This window comes from Bradyrhizobium sp. AZCC 1588, assembly GCF_036924735.1.
In the GTDB taxonomy this organism is placed as follows: Bacteria; Pseudomonadota; Alphaproteobacteria; order Rhizobiales; family Xanthobacteraceae; genus Bradyrhizobium.
The window spans coordinates 4080001-4097817 of record NZ_JAZHSC010000001.1 but is presented as its reverse complement, the minus strand read 5'-3'; the positions used below and the strand labels follow the sequence as shown (position 1 = coordinate 4097817).

Sequence of the window (17817 nt, the reverse complement as noted above, 5' to 3'; positions counted from 1 at the left end):
GTGGATGGATGGTGGGCACGGCGCAAGGGCGCCTTTGCCCACCCTACGATTCTCGCAATGATGAGAGAGCCGTTTCCGGGATCGCAATATGCATTATCCGCACGCCTCCGCGGCTTATCAGCAGCATCCGACTTGGCTAGAGTGTCCGCATCGGACTACAAGAACATCACCTGACGGAACGGGAGAGAAAAAGTGGATCTTGGGATCAAAGGCCGCCGTGCCATCGTCTGCGCATCGAGCAAGGGATTGGGGCGCGCCTGCGCCATGGCGCTGGCCAATGAAGGCGTGCATGTCACGTTGACCGCGCGCGGCGCGGAAGCGCTGAAAAAGGCGGCCGACGATATCCGCAAGGCCAATCCCGGCGTCACGGTAACCGAGATTGTCGGCGACATCACGACGCCCGCCGGCCGCGAAGCCGTGCTGAAGGCCTGCCCCGAACCGGACATCCTGATCAACAATGCCGGCGGCCCGCCGCCCGGCGATTTCCGCAACTGGACCCGCGACGACTGGATCAAGGCGATCGACGCCAACATGCTGACGCCGATCGAACTGATCAAGGCGACGGTGGACGGCATGATGGCGCGGAAATTTGGCCGTATCGTCAATATCACCTCGGCCGCGGTGAAGGCGCCGATCGACATATTGGGGCTTTCCAACGGCGCGCGCGCTGGACTCACCGGCTTCATCGCGGGACTGTCGCGCAAGACCGTGATCAGCAACGTCACCATCAATGCGCTGCTGCCGGGACCGTTCGACACCGACCGCCTGCGCGGTGTGGGGAAGGCAGAAGCCGAGAAGCGCGGCATCCCGCCGGACCAAGTGTTTGCCGAGCGCGCCAAGCAAAATCCAGCCGGGCGGTTCGGCGATCCGGACGAGTTCGGCTACGCCTGCGCCTTCCTGTGCGGCGCCAAGGCCGGCTTCATCACCGGCCAAAACATCCTGCTCGACGGCGGCGCATTTCCCGGCACGCTATGAAAGCGGTCTGGTACGAGCGTATGGGGCCGGCGTGTGAAGTGCTGGCCTACGGCGAGATGCCGACGCCGGTGGCCGGTCCCGGCGAAGTCCGGGTGCGGCTGGAGGCGTCCGGCGTCAATCCCGCCGATGTCGGCCGCCGCGGCGGCGGTTACCGGCCGATGGAATATCCGCGCGTCATTCCCAATAGCGACGGCGCCGGCACCATCGATCAGGTCGGCGACGGCGTCACGCGGCTCAAGATCGGCCAGCGGGTCTGGCTGTTCAACGGTCAGCGCAATGGCCGCGCGTTCGGCACCGCGGCTGAATATATTGCGCTCGCCGAACATCTGGTGACGCCGCTGCCGGACGATCTGTCGTTTGCCGAAGGCGCTACGCTGGGCATTCCCGGCATGACGGCATGGTGCTGTCTCTATTGCGACGGGCCGATCGTGGGGCAGACCGTGCTCGTCACCGGCGGTGCCGGTGCGGTCGGGCACTATGCCCTGCAGCTCGCCAAATGGGGTGGTGCCAAGGTGATCGCGACCGTCAGTTCGGCGGCCAAGGCCGAGCAGGCACGTCTCGCCGGCGCCGATCTCGTCGTCAACTACAAGACGGAGGACGTTGTTGCGAAGGCGATGGCCTTCACCGGGCAGCGCGGCGTCGACCGCGTCGTCGATGTCGATTTTGGCGGCAATATCGAGACCACACTGAAGCTGATGGGCGTGAACTCGACGATTGCGGTCTACGCCACCAACGGCAACCGCACGCCTATCGTACCAATGCGCGAATTGATGGAGAAATGCATCGCGGTCCGCGCGCTCGTGCTGTTTGCGCTGCCGCCGCCGCTACTGGCGGCGGCCCAGGCCGACATCACGAAATGGCTGTCGGCAGGCCGGCGCATCCATAACGTCGCCGCGCAGTTTGCACTCTCGGACACCGCGCTGGCGCACCTTGCAGTGGAGAAAGGCAACAAGCTGGGCACCGTTATCGTGGATTGCGCTCGTCTTCTTCCCGCGCGCTGAGACCAGAGGAATCGGCCGTCGTTCGCTCCTCGTTCCAGGTAAGGCCGAACTCGTCGAGCCCCTGCGCCAGCAAATCTCCAAGCATCGGCTCGCCGAGAAGATAGCGCGCGGTGTCGCGGTCTCGCTGGCCGGCCGCCTCCGTACGTAGATCCTCCCATTCCTCGATGGTGGCGTCGCCGCGCCCCAGTCGCATCAGGGCGACGAGAGCGACCCTCTCGTCCTCGGAAAGCGAGTTGATGAAGCCGCTGATCTCGCTGACGACCGGATCTTTTCCGTTGTCCTGCAGCACGTCGATCATGTCGTCATCGCCCGCGTTCGACCCTGAATCCGGATCGGATGTCCCTTCCTTGACGTCGAATTGCCGGGCTTTCTCGATCAGAAAGCCGATTTTTTCGGGCGAAATCATGAGTTCTGGCATCGCATGTTCCTCATACGGGCTATGCGATAACGCCGAACGCTGTCGGATGATCCATTGCACCGGCAGATGGAAACCCGCATCCTTGCCCGAACAACCAGAAACGAGAGGATGCGCCGGATGCACTGGAACGTGGGCAGGGTCAGGATCACGAGAGTTGTCGAAATGGAGACTGTCGGCAGCACCCGTTTCATCCTTCCGCTCGCGACCAACGAGGAAATCCGGAAACTGCCTTGGCTGATCCCGCAATTTGCGACCGAGGAGGGCCGGCTGAAAATGTCGATCCATTCGTTCCTGGTCGAGACTCCCTCGCGCCGGATCATCGTCGATACCGGCCTCGGCAACGACAAGCAGGGCCGCAATGTGCCGACCTGGAACAACCGAAAGCATCCGTTCCTCGACATGCTGACAGCGGCGGGCTTCCCGCCCGGCAGTATCGATACCGTGCTGTGCACGCACCTGCATGTCGACCATGTCGGCTGGAACACGAAACTCGTCGACGGCAAATGGGTGCCGACCTTCGCCAATGCCCGATATGTGTTCGGCAGAGGCGAATACGAACACTGGCGCGACCACAGCGATGCGCCGGATAAGCTCGCCGTATTCGACGATTCCGTGAAGCCGATCGCCGACGCCGGCAAATCCGAGCTCGTCGCCAGCGATGCCAGGTTGACGGATGAAATCACGCTGATCCCGACCCCCGGCCACAGTCCCGGCCATATGAGCGTCCACATCAAGTCGGACGGTGAGGAAGCCCTGCTGACGGGGGACGTCGCCCATCATCCGTGCCAGATGGCGCATCTCGACTGGTCCTCGACCGCCGATTCCGATCCCCGGCAATCGGCCGAAACCCGCCGCGAACTGTTTTCGCGCTTCGCCGACACGCCAACGCTGGTGATTGGCGGGCACTTCAGTGCCGGTCACATCAAGCGAGATGGCAACGCTTTCCGGTTCGTGGCGCTGTAGCGCGGGTAGGGTGGGCAAAGCCACCGGGTCGCGCGAATGCGCGCCCGATGACAAGCTCCGTGTGCCCACCATTTTATTGCCGCTGGCGATCCATGGTGGGCACGGCGCAAGGGGCGCCTTTGCCCACCCTACCCTGCGCTTTCGGCAGTTGAATTTCCTGCCCCGCTGTTCCATGAAGCGTCTGAAGTTTACGGAAATCCGCCCGAAATCCTCAAGAAAACCCCGCAGGGAGCGATAAAATGAAGCTTGTTCGTTACGGCGCCAAGGGTGCGGAAAAGCCCGGCCTGATCGATAAATCCGGCCAGTTGCGCGATCTTTCCGCCCACGTCAGGGATCTCGACGGGGACGCCTATTCGCCGGCCTCGCTGGCCAAGCTGGCGGCGCTGGATACCTCCAAGCTTCCCGCCGTCGACGGCAAGCAGCGCCTCGGCGCGCCTGTCACCGGCATCTCGAAATTCGTCGCGATCGGCCTGAACTACAGCGACCACGCCAAGGAGACGGGATCGCCGATCCCGACCGAGCCGATCTTCTTCATCAAGGCCAACACCGCGCTGTCGGGCCCGAACGACGCGGTCGAAAAGCCGCGCGGCTCCACCAAGCTCGACTGGGAAGTCGAGATCGCCGCCATCATCGGCACCCGCGCCAAATATGTCTCGGAGGCCGACGCGCTCAACCACATCGCCGGCTACTGCGTCTGCAACGACGTGTCCGAGCGCAATTTCCAGATCGAGCGGCTCGGTCAGTGGACCAAGGGCAAGTCGCACGACACGTTCGGCCCGCTCGGCCCGTGGCTGGTCACCAAGGATGAAATCCCCGACGTGCAGAAGCTGTCGATGTGGCTCGACGTCAACGGCAAGCGATGCCAGACCGGATCGACCTCGACCATGATCTTCTCGATGGCGAAGTGCATTTCGTATGTCTCGCAGTTCATGACACTGTTGCCCGGCGACATCGTCACCACCGGAACCCCGCCCGGCGTCGGCCTCGGCATGAAGCCGCCGACCTTCCTCAACGTCGGCGATGTCGTCACGCTCGGCATCGAAGGACTCGGCGAGCAGCGTCAGGAAATCATCGCGGCCTGACGTCATACCCCGCGAATGCGGGTGTCCAGTACGCCGCGGCTTTGGTGCGAAAACCGAATCGCCGCGGCGTACTGGATCATCCGCTTGCGCGGATGATGACATCGAGTGGTCGTCATCGCCGGACAAAACAAGAAGAAACCTCCGAGGAACTCCTCCATGAAACTCACCTTCTCTCCCGCCTCGCCGTTCGCCCGAAAAGTCCGCATCGCCGCGATCGAGACCGGCCTGATCGACAAGATCGAATTAACCCCGGCCACCGTCGCGCCGGGTCAACCCAATGAGGAATATTCGAAGATCACGCCGCTGAAAAAACTGCCGGTGCTGATCCTCGACAATGGCGACGTCATTCTCGATTCCTATGTCATCGTCGAATATCTCGACGAACTCGCCGGCGGCGGAAAGCTGATACCCGCATCCGGGCCTGAGCGGTGGAAGGTGAAGAGCGACCATTCCCTGCTGCAGGGCATGCTCGATTCCATGCTGCTGTGCCGCTACGAAAAAATGGTGCGCCCGGAAGGGCTGCGCTGGGACGCCTGGCATGACGACCATTGGAATCGCGCGTGGGCCGGCATGGCGCGGTTCGAGAACAAGCCCGACGTGCTGTCCGGTCCGTTCAACATTGCGCAGATCGGCCTGGTTTGCGTGCTCGGCTATGCCGATTTCCGCTTTGCCGATTGCGGCTGGCGCAAGGCCTACCCAAAGCTCGATGCCTTCCATCAGAAGATGATGGAGCGGCCATCGGTGAAGATTTCGGTGCCGCCGCCGGCGTAACAGCGAGAGCAGGAGACAGCGGCATGACCGAGGCGAGCAACAAACTGCGGCGCCTCGGCTTGGCCGCCGTATTCGTGCTGGCGGCATCCGGCGCAGCCGCACAGCTACAAGAATTCTCTACCGGCCAGCGCAATCTCGCCTGCGGCAGTCCGGCCACCATTGGCGATGGCTGGCCGACCGCGACGCCGGAAAGTGTCGGCCTCGATGGCGCGCGGCTGTGCGGCATCGCGGCGCGACTTGCTACGATCAATGCCAACGTTCATGCAGTGGCGATCGTCCGCCGCGGCACACTCGTGTTCGAGCAATATTTTCCGGGCTATGACGAGCCTTGGGGAATGGGCGGCGGACGGCACGAATTCGATGCGACGACCAAGCACGACATGCGCTCGGTGTCGAAGAGCGTGATTTCCCTACTGGTGGGGACCGCGATCGATCGCGAGCTGATCAAAAGCGTCGACGAACCCGTCGTCAAATTCTTCCCGGATTATTCGGCGGTGAAATCGCCGGGTTGGGACAACATTACCCTTCGCCATCTGTTGACCATGTCGTCGGGCATTCAGTGGGACGAGAACCGCGCCTGGAAAGACCCGCAAAACGACGAACCGCATCTCGGTAGCGAGGCAGATCCGTATCGCTACGTGCTGTCGAAACCGATCGCGGCGCCGCCGGACACTGTGTGGAATTACAATGGAGGCGGAACGGACCTGCTCGGCAACATCATCGAACGTGTGTCGGGCCAATCGCTGGAGGCGTTCGCGCGCGAGGCGCTGTTTGCACCGCTGGGCATCTCGGACTGGGAATGGATGAAGTACCGAAATGAAAGAGTGGCCCCTGCTGTCGGCCTTCGTCTTCGTCCGCGCGACGCCGCAAAAATCGGCCAGCTCGTGCTCAACAAAGGGGCGTGGGGTGACCGTCAGATTATTTCGGACAAATGGATCGAGCAATCGGTCACGCCGCGCTTTCAGGCCATCGGCTATTTCGGCGGCCTGTTCTATTACGGCAAGCAATGGTGGATGGGCCGCACCTTGTCGGGCGACAGGGATGTGAAGTGGATTGCCGCCATGGGCCTCGGGGGTCAGCGGATCTTCATTGTTCCCGAGCTCGATCTCGTCGTCGTGACCACATCTGGACTTTATAGCAACCCGCGCCAAGGCCAGGCAGCACTCGACATCCTTGCGAACTTCATCATTCCGTCCGTCCGAGATAACTACAACGCCCGCTAAGTCGGCAGGAAAACATGAGCCTGAAATTCACCGTTGGCGACCTCACCATCCACCGCATCATCGAGCAGGAAACCACCTTCGTGCCGGCTTTGGAGATGCTGCCGGGGCTGACGCCGGAGGTTCTGGCGGAGCACCGCTCGTGGATGCAGAGGAGCGGCGCGCTCGACGACAGGGATGTGCTGATCCTCTGCTTCCAGTCTTACGTGGTGAAGACGCCGCACCACACCATCCTGATCGATAGCTGCATCGGCAACGACAAGCCGCGGCCGCAACGTCCGAAATGGAACATGAAGACCGACGACACCTACATGCGCGGTCTCGCCGCCGCTGGGTTCTCGGTCGAAGACATCGACTACGTCATGTGTACGCATCTGCATGTCGACCATGTCGGCTGGAACACCCGGCTCGACAATGGCCGCTGGGTGCCGACTTTCCCGAAGGCGCGTTACGTGTTCGACAAGACCGAATTCGACTACTGGACCGAGACGCACGCGAAGACGCCGGTTCCGCCATTTGGCGACAGCGTGCTACCGGTTGTCGAGGCGAAACAGGCCGAAATCGTTCGCAGCGATTTTGCGATCGGCGACCACACCCGCATCCTGCCGACGCCGGGCCATACGCCCGGCCATGTCGCCTTCACCTTTGGTCGGGCTAAGGATGACGCCGTTTTCTCGGGCGACCTGATGCATTCGCCGCTGCAGACGCGCTATCCGGAACTATCCGTGAAGTTCGACGTCGACCAGGCGCAGGCGGCGGCGACGCGGCGCGGCTTCCTGGAACGCTACTGCGACACCGATACGCTGTGCTGCACTGCGCATTTTCCCTCGCCGTCGATCGGAAAGATCCGGCGCAAGGGCAACGGATTCTCCTGCGAGGCGATATGAGTTCGAACCCATCCGCTTTCGAGACGCTTTCGGTCGAAACTGTCGACGAGCACGTGACCATTGTCCGGCTCAATCGGCCGAACGCTTCGAACGCGCTCAATACCCAGATGGGCCGCGATCTCGTGCGCTATTTCGAGGACGTCGCGCTCGATCCGAAGAGCCTGCGCTGCATCGTGCTGACCGGCGCCGGTGACAAGGCGTTCTGCGCCGGCGGCGACCTGAAGGAGCGGCGTGGCATGACGGACGAGGCGTGGACGCGCCAGCATGTCATTTTCGAGCGGATGGTGCGGGCGCTGATCGACTGCCCGATCCCGATCATCGGCGCCGTCAACGGCGCGGCCTATGGCGGCGGCTGCGAGATCGCAGGCTGTTGCGATTTCCTCTACGCCGCCGAGAGCGCGCGCTTCGCGCTGACCGAGGTGACGCTCGGCATCATGCCGGGTGGCGGCGGCACGCAGACTCTGCCGCGCGCCGTCGGCGAGCGCCGCGCCAAGGAGTTGATCCTGACCGGCAAGCCGTTTACTTCAGCGGAAGCACGTGACTGGGGTTTTGTGAACGAAGTCTTTCCGCTGTCCGAACTATTGCCGTCGGTGCTGGCGACTGCCTCGCAGATCGCCCGCAACGCACCGATCTCCGTCCGGCAGGCAAAGCTCTCGATCCATCGCGGCCTGCAGTTATCCCTGCGGGACGGCCTCGCGCTCGAGATCGAGGCCTATAACCGCATGGTGCCGACGGAAGATCGCCGCGAGGGCGTGCTGGCCTTCAACGAGAAGCGGCAACCCAATTTCAAGGGGAGGTGAAGCTTAATCGAATAGGCTCGGCGTGTGGTTCACCGCCGCGCCTTCGATCGCCAGCATCTTCAGCTTCGTCACCACCCCGCCATTGGCGGAAAAGCCGCCGGGCTTGTTGCCCGCCGCCAGCACGCGATGACACGGCACCACGATCGGACAGGGGTTGCGCCCGAGCGCCTGACCGACGTCGCGCGACAGTTCCACGCCGCCCAGCTTCTTGGCGATATCGCCATAGGTCATGGTCTTGCCCGGCGGTATCGTGCGCGCGATGTCGTAGACGCCGCGGTTGAATTCGGGGACGCCGTCGAGATCGAGCACGACGTCGGCGAGATCGTTCGGCTTGCCTTCGAGCAGTTCGACGATGCCGTCGATCGCGGCCTGCACCTTTGCCGGCGGCGGCGTCTCGATCAGGTCGCCATGGCGCTGCTGCAGGCGGGTGCGGGTCTTCTTCTCATCGCCCATCGGCAATTGTACCGAGGTAATGCCGCGCTCGCCCCAGACGATGCCGCAACGGCCGATCGCGGTGTCGAATATCGTAAAATGGTGCCCGGTCATGGCTGGCTCCATATTCTCCCGTTCAGTGCCACCCAGCTTCGCATCTCGAGCCAAATCTAGGCTTGGAGATTATTGCTATCCACCCGAATCCCGGGGGAACTTGACGGCATGAACAACTTCCGCTGATCTGGGGCTCCCGCCGACGGCTTACAATGGCCCTTCCAATGGCCCCTCGCCTGCTTCCAATTCCACGAGCTTCGTATGCAAACCCTTCACGTCAACGGCTATGACATGGCCTATCTCGACGTCGGCCAAAGCGCCGGCAATGGCCCGCCGCTGGTGTGCGTGCATGGCTCGCTGTGCGATTTCCGGATCTGGTCGTCGGTGCTGGGACCGCTGGCGCGCAGACACCGGGTGATCGCACCTTCGTTGCGGCATTTCTTCCCGGAGCAGTGGGACGGTGTCGGCGACACCTATTCGATTGCGCAGCATGTTGACGATGTGATCGGCTTCATCGAAAAGCTGGAGACAAGGCCGGTCGACCTGATGGGGCATTCCCGCGGCGGGCATATCTGCTTTCGCGTCGCACAGCGCCGGCCTGATCTGCTACGCAAGCTGATCCTGGCCGAGCCCGGCGGCGAACTCGATGCCACGCTCGATCCGACCTACAAGCCTGGCCCCTCGCCGCTGGCCGGAATGATCGCGGCTTCCGCCAAGGTGATCGCCAAGGGCGACATCGACGGCGGCCTGCAGATTTTCATGGATGCGCTGGAAGGTCCCGGCGCCTGGAAGCGCCTGCCGGCAGCGCCGAAGCAATTGCTGCGCGATAACGCCACGACGCTGATCGGCCAGATGCGCGACCACCGTCCGCCCTTCTCCAAGGCGGATGCGGAAGCGATCACGACGCCGACGCTGTTCATTGGTGGCGCCAACACCAAGGGCACGCTGCCAAAGGTGCTGAATGCCTTGGCCGCCAACGTCAGGGCATCGCGCGTCGAGATGATCCCGGGGGCCACGCATCCGATGTTCGAACAGGCGCCGCAGAAATATTGCGAGATCGTGCTGTCGTATCTCGCGGAGGATTGATCGCGATGCAGACCTTGAACGTCAACGGCTATGACATGGCCTATCTCGATGTCGGCCAGGGCGCTGGCAACAGCCCGCCGCTGGTTCTCGTGCACGGCACGCTCGGCGATTTCCGCACCTGGAACGCAGTGCTGGGGCCGCTGTCGAAACGGCACCGCGTGATTTCGCTGAGCCTGCGGCGGTTCTTTCCGGAGCATTGGGACGGCATCGGCAACGACTATCTGATGGCGCAGCACGTCGCTGACGTCATCGGCTTCATCGAAAAACTGAATGCCGGGCCGGTCGATCTGATCGGCCATTCGCGCGGCGGCCACATTGGATTCCGGGTGGCGCAGGCGCGGGCTGATTTGTTGCGCAAGGCCGTCCTTGCCGAACCGGGCGGCGATCTCGAGCCGTCGCTGCAGCCGAGCAGTCCGCCTCCCGGTCCCGTGCCGCCGGGCCCGCGCATTCCGGTCGCGGCCGAGATGGTGCGAAGCGGTGACATTGACGGCGCGCTGGCGCTGTTTGTCGACGGCATCGACGGCGAAGGTGCATGGGCGCGATGGCCGGCAGCGGCGCGGCAGCAATTGCGCGACAACATCTATACGCTGCTCGGCCAAGTTGGCGAGAACCGCCAGCCATTCCTGAAGAGCGAAGCGGAGACGATCAGGACGCCGATGCTGTTGATCGGCGGCGGCGACACCAGGGGCGCGCTGGCGGTGAACTGGCGCGTGCTGGCCGAACATATTCCGGGCGCACAGACGGCGGTGATCCCCGGCACGCGACACTGGATGTTCGAACAGGCGCCGCAGGAGTTTTGCAAGGTCGTGCTGGAGTTTCTGGCGGCGTAGATGCGCCGCCGGCTTCTTACTTTTGGTCGAGCCGCCACGCACCATCCCAATCGGCGGCCGGCGGGTTGACCTGAAAATTCTCGACACGCTTGGCCAGCGCCGTGGCCGGTCCGTCGCTGGGGACCGCCTCGAGCGCGGCATGAAAGGCCCGACGCGCGTCGTCCCAGCGGCGCTCCCGATAGGCGGCGAGCCCTTCGGCATATCGCTCCCGCAACGCCAATTGCTTTTCGGTGAGTTCGCCCTTGCGCCCCAGGATATCGAACACCGCTTGGGCAACGGTCTGACCGGCAACCACCAGCCGATCGATCTCGCGGGATTCGACCGCATCGCCGGCCGCCGTGATCGCAACCTCCGAAACCAGCGAATGGCTGCCATAGACCTTGTTGGCGTTCTCCAGTCGCGATGCGAGATTTACCGCGTCCCCCATCACCGTGTAGCTCATCATGAATTCCGAGCCGATGCTGCCGACCAGCACTTCACCGGTGGCGACCCCAATGCGAACGTCGCAGTCGCTCGGCACGGTGCGTATGCCGAGCAATTCGGGCAACTCCCTGCGCAGCGCCGTACCGCGATCGGCCATCTCGACGGCGGCGAGGCAGGCCAGGCGCGCCTGCTCGCTGTGCTCGGTAAAGGGAGGCCCCCAATAGGCCATGATCGCGTCGCCGATATACTTGTCGATGATGCCGCGATGGCTGCGGATCGGCCCCGACATCGTCGATAGATAGTGGTTCATCACCTTGACGAGGCCCTGCGGTGTCATGCCCTCGCTGAGGCTGGTAAAGCCCTGCATGTCGCAGAACAGCACGGTCATCACCCGCCGCTCGCCGGCGCCGGCAGTCAGCGACCGCTGGTCGATCAACCCTTCCACCACGCGCGGATCGACGTAGCGGCCGAAAGTCTCGCGCAGGTGCTCCTTGTGGCGCAGTTGCTCGACCATGTTGTTGAAGGCGGCCGTGAGCTGGCCGATTTCGTCGCGCGTGGTGACGTCGATCGATCCGTCGAGCCGGCCGGCCTCGACGGCGCGGGTGCCGTCCAGCAGCCGCCGCACCGGGCGAGTAATACCGATGCTGACAAAAAACGCGAACGTCAGTCCGAGGATGGCCGCAAGAATCGTCACGATCGCAGAGATGACAATCGCGCGCTGCTGATCCCGCATCGTCACGGCCGCATCGGCGCGGACCTGCTCCAGCATGTCGTGCCGGATTTCCTCAATCTTGCGATTGAATTCGTCGCGAAGCGCGTCGGTCCGAACAAGGCTGGCCCGTACTTCCGGCATATTGCCGGCTTCGAGCAGCGGCCACATCCGCTTGTTCTCTTCATCCAGGTAACGGCGAAGATCGCTCGTTATGGTTTCGATCCGGTTTTCGATCCGACCAAGGTTGGCGTCGTCGGAGACGGTGGTCGGATCATTGATGATCGCGTTGATGAGAACGCGCGCAGCTTGCGCCTCCTGGCCGATCTCCCGCCCTTTCGCCTCATAGATGGCTTGCTGATCTGCAAAGGCAGTCTCGTCCGGCGGCGTCTGTATCTTGAGGAATACCATCCGGCGAACCACCACCGCCTGCTCCAGCGAGCGGACATTCATCCGCGCCAGATGCCCATATGCTTCGACATATTTTGTCGTCAACTCATCGAGCTGATGCGCAATTTTTCGCGTCATCACCGTCGACAGCGCCGAGATGATCACCATCAGAAAGATCAGCCCGATGGCGATGCCGAGGATTCGCTTGCGGATGGTCGGTCGCAGCATCGAGGTATATTCTAAAGCCAAGGACATGTTGGGAAACGGGATGACAGCAACACGAGCGAAAGCCCGGCCGATCCGGCCGGGCTTGTTGTTTAGCGCGCGCCGGTGAATTAAGCACGTTCCGGCGCGTTAAAATTGGCCATAGTTTTGGGGATTCCCTTCCCGCTAGACCTTCCAGGCGCCCACAGGCTGACGCACGGCGACGTTGAGCCTGTTCCAGACATTGATTTTGGCGATCGACAGAATCAACGCCGCGAGTTCCTCCTCATCGAAATGCTTGTCGGCCTCACGCCAGACCTCGTCCGGCACCGGATCGGCGCGGTCGCTGATCCGGGTCAACGCTTCCGTCAACGACAGGGCCGCGCGCTCGGCTTCGGTGAAATAGGGCGTGTCGCGCCAGGCGGCCACCGCGAACAGTCTCTCGTCGGTCTCGCCGGCCCTCCTGGCGAGTTTCGCGTGCATGTCGACACAGACACTGCAACCGTTGATCTGGCTGGCGCGCAGATACACCAGTTCGAGCAGCTTTTCCGACAGGCTGTTTTTGGTCAGGTCGCCCAGCGCCTGCAGCGCCTTCATGGCGTCGGGAACGACCATGACGGGGTGATTCATTCTGGCTTGCATCATTTTGCGCTCCATATGCTTGGTTCTGTTTTTGACGCGGCGGCGCCGATTTGCTGTCACATCGGCACGCTTTCGTTCGTCATGACCATGACGGAACGCGACATGGGAATGTGACCGATGGATGAGAAAAAGTTTCTGGCTGAGAAATTCGAGGCCAACCGACCGCATCTGCGGGCGGTGGCCTACCGCATGCTGGGCTCGACCAGCGAGGTCGACGATGCCGTGCAGGAAACCTGGCTGCGGCTGAGCCGGTCCGATACCAGCGCGGTCGAAAACCTCGGGGGTTGGTTGACCACGGTTGTCGCGCGCGTCTGCCTCGACATGCTGCGCTCGCGCAAATCGCGGCGCGAGGAACCGATGGGTCCGCACGTGCCGGAACCTATCGCCGATGACCAGCATGGGCGGGACACAGAGATGGCCGACTCCGTCGGCGCAGCGCTGCTGGTGGTGCTGGAAACACTCGCGCCCGCGGAGCGGCTTGCTTTCGTGCTGCACGACATGTTCGCCGTGCCGTTCGAGGAGATCGCGCCCATCGTCGGCCGCACGCCTGCCGCGGCAAGGCAACTGGCCAGCCGCGCCCGCCGCCGGGTGCAGGGCACGCCGCCGCCGGATGCCGATTTCGGCCGGCAGAAAAGCATCGTCGAGGCCTTCATCAAGGCGTCCCGCGAGGGCGACTTGGAAGGGCTGCTCGCGGTGCTCGATCCCGACGTGGTGTTCCGTGCCGATTCCGCCGCACAGCGACTGGGCTCGTTCGCGGAAATCCGTGGCGCTACTGGGGTGGCCGAGGCCTTCAAGGGACGCGCACAAGCCGCCAAGCCGGCGCTGGTCGACGGTGCATTCGCGCTCGCTGTCATTCTCGGCGGGCAACTGCGCATCGTGGTGCGGCTGACGATCAGCGGCGACAGGATATCGGCGGTGGAAGCACTGGCCGATGCCGAGCGGATCGGCCAGTTCGACGTAAACCTGCTCACGTGAGTGACGTCATCTTTGTTGCGGAGAACACGATCGCCTGAACCGGCATCCGGCCGGGATCGCCGAATTCGCGGCGGAACGCCTGTGCCATCGTGTCGACGATCTGGTCCGGATCGACGCCGCCGCGCGCCCGGACCTGATCGATCAGCGGATTACCATGGACGGCTGCCCGCGCGAAGGTCGCGACGTCAGGGAGTTCTCTTACCTGCCTGATCACAGCAATGCCGATGTCGCCGAAGCCAGCCGTGATCAGCATCTCCTTGATCGGATCGATCTGGTGGCAGGAGAACGGCACGTTGTAAAACTGCGGCGGGTCGGTCGCGAAGAAACGGCCCGCCACTTCATGCGCGATCCGGCCGAACGGATTGTAGCGGTGAGAGTCCCAAACGCTGAGCACGTAGCGGCCGCCGGGTGCGAGCACACGATAGGCCTCGGAAAAAGATTTTGCCTGGTCCGGAAAGAACATTAGGCCGAACTGACAAACGATCGCATCGAAGCTTGCATCGGCGAATGGAAGGGCGACCGCATCGGCAGGCTGGAAAGCGACCTGCTCACCGGTCTGAAACTTGGCGCGGGCAATATCGAGCATCGGCGGATTGAAGTCGGTCGCCGTAAGCTGTCCGTCTCTTGGCAACACGTCGCGCAACTGCCGCGTAACGATGCCGGTGCCGGCGGCGGTTTCGAGCACCCGCGCCGGACCGCCGCTGGCGACCCGCTTGGCAATGTCCACCGCGTATTCAGCGAAGATGATCGGGCCCAGGCCTTGATCATAATATTGAGGGATATTGCCAACGAATCCGGCTGCGTCGTCGCTCATGACCGACCTCCGATCGCCCCTGCCACAGCATACCCAAGGCTGGCCAGTCGTCAGCCTTGACCGGGGCTGATTTACCCGCTAGTTTTGAATTCGGAATTCCGTATTCCAAATTTGGACGGCCGGCATGATCCCACTGGATCCGCTTCCCAACCTGATCGACCAGGTCTATGCCCGGATCCTCGAGGCGATCACCGATCGTTCGCTGCCGCCCGGGCATCGCATCCGGCAGAACGAGCTTGCAGAAAAGCTGGGCGTATCGCGCCAGCCGGTGTCCCATGCGCTGCATCTGCTGCATCGGCAGGGGCTCGTCGCCGAAAGCGGCCGCCGCGGCTTTGAAGTCACCCGGCTCGATCCCGAACGCATTCGCCAGCTCTACGAAGTCCGAGGCGCGATCGACGCGCTGGCGGCAAAACTGGCGGCTGGGCGGGCGAGAGCCGATGCTTCCGGGCGCGCGCAACTCGAGGCCGCGCTGCAGGCCGGGCGGCGCATCGGCAAAGACACGCCGCTTTCGCGGCTGATCGCCCTCGACGTCGATTTTCACAGTGCCGTCTATCGCCTCGCGGGCAATCCGGCGATCGAGGAAATGATCGCGCCGCAATGGCCGCATATGCGCCGCTCGATGGCGACGGTGCTGGCGGAGCTCGATTACCGCGAACGCGCCTGGGCCGAACATGAAGCGATTGCGGCACAGATTCTCGCCGGCAATGCCAGGGCGGCGGAGGCCGCAGCGCTGGCGCATGCGCAGACGGCGGGGCGGATGACTGAGGAGAGACTGAGGGCGACGACGGATAAGGCGGCGTGAGGGAAACGCCGTCATTCCGGGATGGTCTGAAGGACCAGACCTCAGATGCGCAATTGCGCATCGGGGAATCTCGAGATTCTCAGGTGCGCAAGTGCGCACCATAGTTCGATGCTTCGCATCGCCCCGGAATGACAACAAAAATGCAAAAAAACAACAGGAGGAAGCACCATGAAACTGATGCCACAGCAGATCGAATTCTTCAACCGCGAAGGCTGGCTCTTCCTGCCGGAGCTATTCAGCCCCGAGGAAGTGGACTATCTCGCCCGCGAGGCCGTCAGCATCTACGACACCGACCGACCCGAGGTGTGGCGCGAGAAGAGCGGCGCGCCGCGCACCGCCTTTGCCGCGCATCTCTATAACGAGGCGTTCGGCGCTCTCGGCGCGCATCCACGCATGATCGAGCCGATCGAGCAGATCTTCGGCGAGAAGGTCTACATGCATCAATTCAAGATCAACGCCAAAGCCGCCTTCACCGGTGATGTCTGGCAGTGGCATCAGGATTACGGCACCTGGAAGCGCGACGACGGCATGCCGGAGCCGCGCGCGATGAACATCGCGATCTTCCTGGACGAGGTAATGCCGATCAACGGCCCGTTGATGCTGGTCCCGAAGAGCCAGCACGCCGGCGACCTCAAGGCCTCGCATGACCTGGAAACGACGTCCTATCCGCTGTGGACCCTGGATGAGGAGACTGTCACGCGGCTGGTGAAGGAAGGCGGCATCGTCGCGCCCACCGGCAAGGCCGGCGGCATGCTGATGTTCCACGGCAATCTGGTGCACGGATCAAGCGGCAACATCACGCCCTACCCGCGCAAGATCGTCTACCTCACGCTGAATGCGGTCTCGAACTACATCCGCACACCGACGCGGCCGGACTACATCGCGCATCGCGATTTTACACCGATCCAGCCGGTGGAGGATGATGCACTGTTGCTGCTCGCGCGTGCGCATCGGCAAGCCGCGGAGTAAGATGAATCTCCGCGCCCCGGACGCAGCGCAACGTGCAACGTTGCGCTGCTGAGCCGGGCCCACCTTGATTTCTCATCGGTCCCGGCTCTGCGGAGCAGCGTTGCGCGATGCACCGCGTCCGGGACACGTTTCAAATAGAGAGCCCGATCTCCCATGAATCTTCACCACCTCCTCAACGCCCGCCTGGCGGCCGGCAAGCCGGTTCGCGTCGCGCTGATCGGCGCCGGAAAATTCGGCTCGATGTTCTTGTCGCAGGTGCCGCATACGCCGGGACTCGAAGTGCCCGTCATCATCGACATCGATCGCGATCGCGCCCGCGAAGCCTGCCGCACCGTCGGCTGGGATCAGGCGCGGATCGCGCGGACGGTCTTCACCGACGACGGCGCACGCGCGATCGCCGACAGCACAGTGGACGTCGTGGTGGAAGCTACCGGTAACCCGGCCGTCGGCATTAGGCATGCCCGCGCGGCCATTGCGGCGAGCAAGCATGTCGTGATGGTCAATGTCGAGGCCGACGTGCTGGCCGGACCGCTATTGGCGCAGGAAGCGCGCAAGGCTGGCGTGGTCTATTCGTTGGCCTATGGCGACCAGCCGGCGTTGACCGCCGAAATGGTGGATTGGGCGCGCGCGACGGGCTTTCGCGTCGTCGCCGCCGGCAAGGGCACCAAATATCTCCCCGCCTATCACGACGTGACGCCGGACGGCGTCTGGCAGCATTACGGGCTGACGGCGGGCGAAGCGCAATCGGCCGGCATGAATCCGCAGATGTTCAACTCGTTTTTGGACGGCACCAAATCCGCGATCGAAATGGCGGCGATCGCCAATGCGACCGGACTCGACGTGCCGTCGGACGGTTTGCTGTTTCCACCTTGCGGCGTCGACGATCTGCCGCATGTGATGCGGCCACGCGAGACGGGCGGCGTGCTGGAGAAGGCCGGCCTTGCGGAAGTCGTGTCGTCGCTGGAGCGCGACGGCCGTCCTGTATTCCGGGATCTGCGCTGGGGCGTCTATGTCGTGCTGGAAGCGCCGAACGATTACGCTGCCGATTGCTTCAGGCAATATGGGCTGAAGACCGACGCATCAGGCCGATATGCGGCGATGTACAAGCCGTATCATCTGATCGGACTTGAGCTGAATATCTCGATCCTCTCGGCCGCCCTACGCAACGAGCCGACCGGTCAGCCGCATGATTTTCGCGGCGACGTCGCGGCGGTTGCAAAACGCGATCTGCACGCCGGCGAAATGCTGGACGGCGAAGGCGGCTACACCGTGTGGGGCAAGTTGATGCCGGCATCGAAAAGCCTCGCCGCCGGCGCGCTGCCGATCGGGCTTGCTCATCGCGTCAAGCTGAAGAACGACGTCGCCCACGG

19 protein-coding genes (1 of these 19 only partly in view) are annotated in these 17817 nt (G+C 63.1%); 14 read left to right on the top strand and 5 right to left on the bottom strand.

Going from position 1 to position 17817, the window contains the following annotated elements; genetic code table 11:
• The first annotated feature begins 192 nt into the window (after positions 1-192).
• Positions 193-975 (top strand): SDR family oxidoreductase, encoded by a 783-nt coding sequence (locus V1277_RS19250; protein WP_334370421.1) that lies wholly within the window; start codon positions 193-195, stop codon positions 973-975.
• Positions 972-1976 carry an NADPH:quinone reductase gene (locus V1277_RS19245; RefSeq protein WP_334417661.1) on the top strand — a complete coding sequence of 335 codons (1005 nt, stop codon included), beginning with the start codon at positions 972-974 and terminating at the stop codon, positions 1974-1976. Before V1277_RS19250 ends, V1277_RS19245 begins: the two co-directional genes overlap by 4 nt.
• On the opposite strand, the gene V1277_RS19240 is transcribed toward V1277_RS19245, so the two are convergent.
• On the bottom strand, positions 1939-2394 hold the full coding sequence (locus V1277_RS19240) for a DUF3775 domain-containing protein (protein WP_334417660.1): 456 nt from the start codon (positions 2392-2394) through the stop codon (positions 1939-1941). The genes V1277_RS19245 and V1277_RS19240 overlap by 38 nt on opposite strands.
• A gap of 117 nt (positions 2395-2511) precedes the next feature.
• Between V1277_RS19240 and V1277_RS19235 the strand changes: the two genes are divergently transcribed.
• From V1277_RS19235 to V1277_RS19210, 6 genes are all read left to right on the top strand, one after another.
• A complete protein-coding gene (locus V1277_RS19235; protein WP_334417659.1) occupies positions 2512-3357 on the top strand; it encodes an MBL fold metallo-hydrolase in 846 nt (281 codons plus the stop codon).
• A gap of 239 nt (positions 3358-3596) precedes the next feature.
• Positions 3597-4439: a fumarylacetoacetate hydrolase family protein gene (locus V1277_RS19230; RefSeq protein WP_334370428.1), complete on the top strand. Its 843-nt coding sequence runs from the start codon at positions 3597-3599 to the stop codon at positions 4437-4439.
• A gap of 156 nt (positions 4440-4595) precedes the next feature.
• A complete protein-coding gene (locus V1277_RS19225; protein ID WP_334370430.1) occupies positions 4596-5210 on the top strand; it encodes a glutathione S-transferase family protein in 615 nt (204 codons plus the stop codon).
• Between the two features lie 23 nt (positions 5211-5233).
• Positions 5234-6433: a serine hydrolase domain-containing protein gene (locus V1277_RS19220; RefSeq protein WP_334417658.1), complete on the top strand. Its 1200-nt coding sequence runs from the start codon at positions 5234-5236 to the stop codon at positions 6431-6433.
• A gap of 14 nt (positions 6434-6447) precedes the next feature.
• Positions 6448-7317: an MBL fold metallo-hydrolase gene (locus V1277_RS19215; RefSeq protein ID WP_334417657.1), complete on the top strand. Its 870-nt coding sequence runs from the start codon at positions 6448-6450 to the stop codon at positions 7315-7317.
• Positions 7314-8117 (top strand): enoyl-CoA hydratase/isomerase family protein, encoded by an 804-nt coding sequence (locus V1277_RS19210; RefSeq protein ID WP_334417656.1) that lies wholly within the window; start codon positions 7314-7316, stop codon positions 8115-8117. The genes V1277_RS19215 and V1277_RS19210 overlap by 4 nt, the downstream gene beginning before the upstream one ends.
• Before the next feature lie 3 nt (positions 8118-8120).
• On the opposite strand, the gene V1277_RS19205 is transcribed toward V1277_RS19210, so the two are convergent.
• A complete protein-coding gene (locus V1277_RS19205) occupies positions 8121-8663 on the bottom strand; it encodes a methylated-DNA--[protein]-cysteine S-methyltransferase (RefSeq protein WP_334366553.1) in 543 nt (180 codons plus the stop codon).
• A gap of 201 nt (positions 8664-8864) precedes the next feature.
• Here V1277_RS19205 and V1277_RS19200 point away from each other — a divergent pair, with 201 nt between their 5' ends.
• Complete coding sequence (locus V1277_RS19200) at positions 8865-9689, top strand: alpha/beta fold hydrolase (RefSeq protein WP_334417655.1); 825 nt, start codon at positions 8865-8867, stop codon at positions 9687-9689.
• Positions 9690-9694: 5 nt separating this feature from the next.
• Positions 9695-10519 carry an alpha/beta fold hydrolase gene (locus tag V1277_RS19195; protein WP_334417654.1) on the top strand — a complete coding sequence of 275 codons (825 nt, stop codon included), beginning with the start codon at positions 9695-9697 and terminating at the stop codon, positions 10517-10519.
• Between the two features lie 16 nt (positions 10520-10535).
• Here the strand turns inward: V1277_RS19195 and V1277_RS19190 are convergent, their stop codons facing one another.
• Complete coding sequence (locus V1277_RS19190; RefSeq protein ID WP_334417653.1) at positions 10536-12269, bottom strand: adenylate/guanylate cyclase domain-containing protein; 1734 nt, start codon at positions 12267-12269, stop codon at positions 10536-10538.
• Between the two features lie 162 nt (positions 12270-12431).
• Positions 12432-12887: a carboxymuconolactone decarboxylase family protein gene (locus V1277_RS19185; protein WP_334420407.1), complete on the bottom strand. Its 456-nt coding sequence runs from the start codon at positions 12885-12887 to the stop codon at positions 12432-12434.
• 117 nt (positions 12888-13004) lie between these two features.
• Here V1277_RS19185 and V1277_RS19180 point away from each other — a divergent pair, with 117 nt between their 5' ends.
• On the top strand, positions 13005-13862 hold the full coding sequence (locus V1277_RS19180; protein ID WP_334417652.1) for a sigma-70 family RNA polymerase sigma factor: 858 nt from the start codon (positions 13005-13007) through the stop codon (positions 13860-13862).
• Here V1277_RS19180 and V1277_RS19175 read toward each other — a convergent pair.
• Positions 13855-14676, bottom strand: coding sequence for a class I SAM-dependent methyltransferase (locus tag V1277_RS19175; protein WP_334417651.1), 822 nt, complete (start codon positions 14674-14676; stop codon positions 13855-13857). The two genes, V1277_RS19180 and V1277_RS19175, sit on opposite strands and share 8 nt — an antisense overlap.
• A gap of 124 nt (positions 14677-14800) precedes the next feature.
• Between V1277_RS19175 and V1277_RS19170 the strand changes: the two genes are divergently transcribed.
• From V1277_RS19170 to V1277_RS19160, 3 genes are all read left to right on the top strand, one after another.
• The gene (locus V1277_RS19170) at positions 14801-15478 is read left to right on the top strand and encodes a GntR family transcriptional regulator (RefSeq protein WP_334370443.1); all 678 of its coding nucleotides are present in this window, start codon (positions 14801-14803) and stop codon (positions 15476-15478) included.
• A 168-nt stretch (positions 15479-15646) separates the two neighbouring features.
• On the top strand, positions 15647-16447 hold the full coding sequence (locus V1277_RS19165) for a phytanoyl-CoA dioxygenase family protein (protein WP_334417650.1): 801 nt from the start codon (positions 15647-15649) through the stop codon (positions 16445-16447).
• Between the two features lie 153 nt (positions 16448-16600).
• Positions 16601-17817 carry the 5' portion of an NAD(P)H-dependent oxidoreductase gene (locus V1277_RS19160; protein ID WP_334417649.1) on the top strand. 97 nt of this gene lie beyond the right edge of the window, so only the first 1217 of its 1314 coding nucleotides appear in the window; its start codon is at positions 16601-16603; the stop codon falls past the right edge of the window.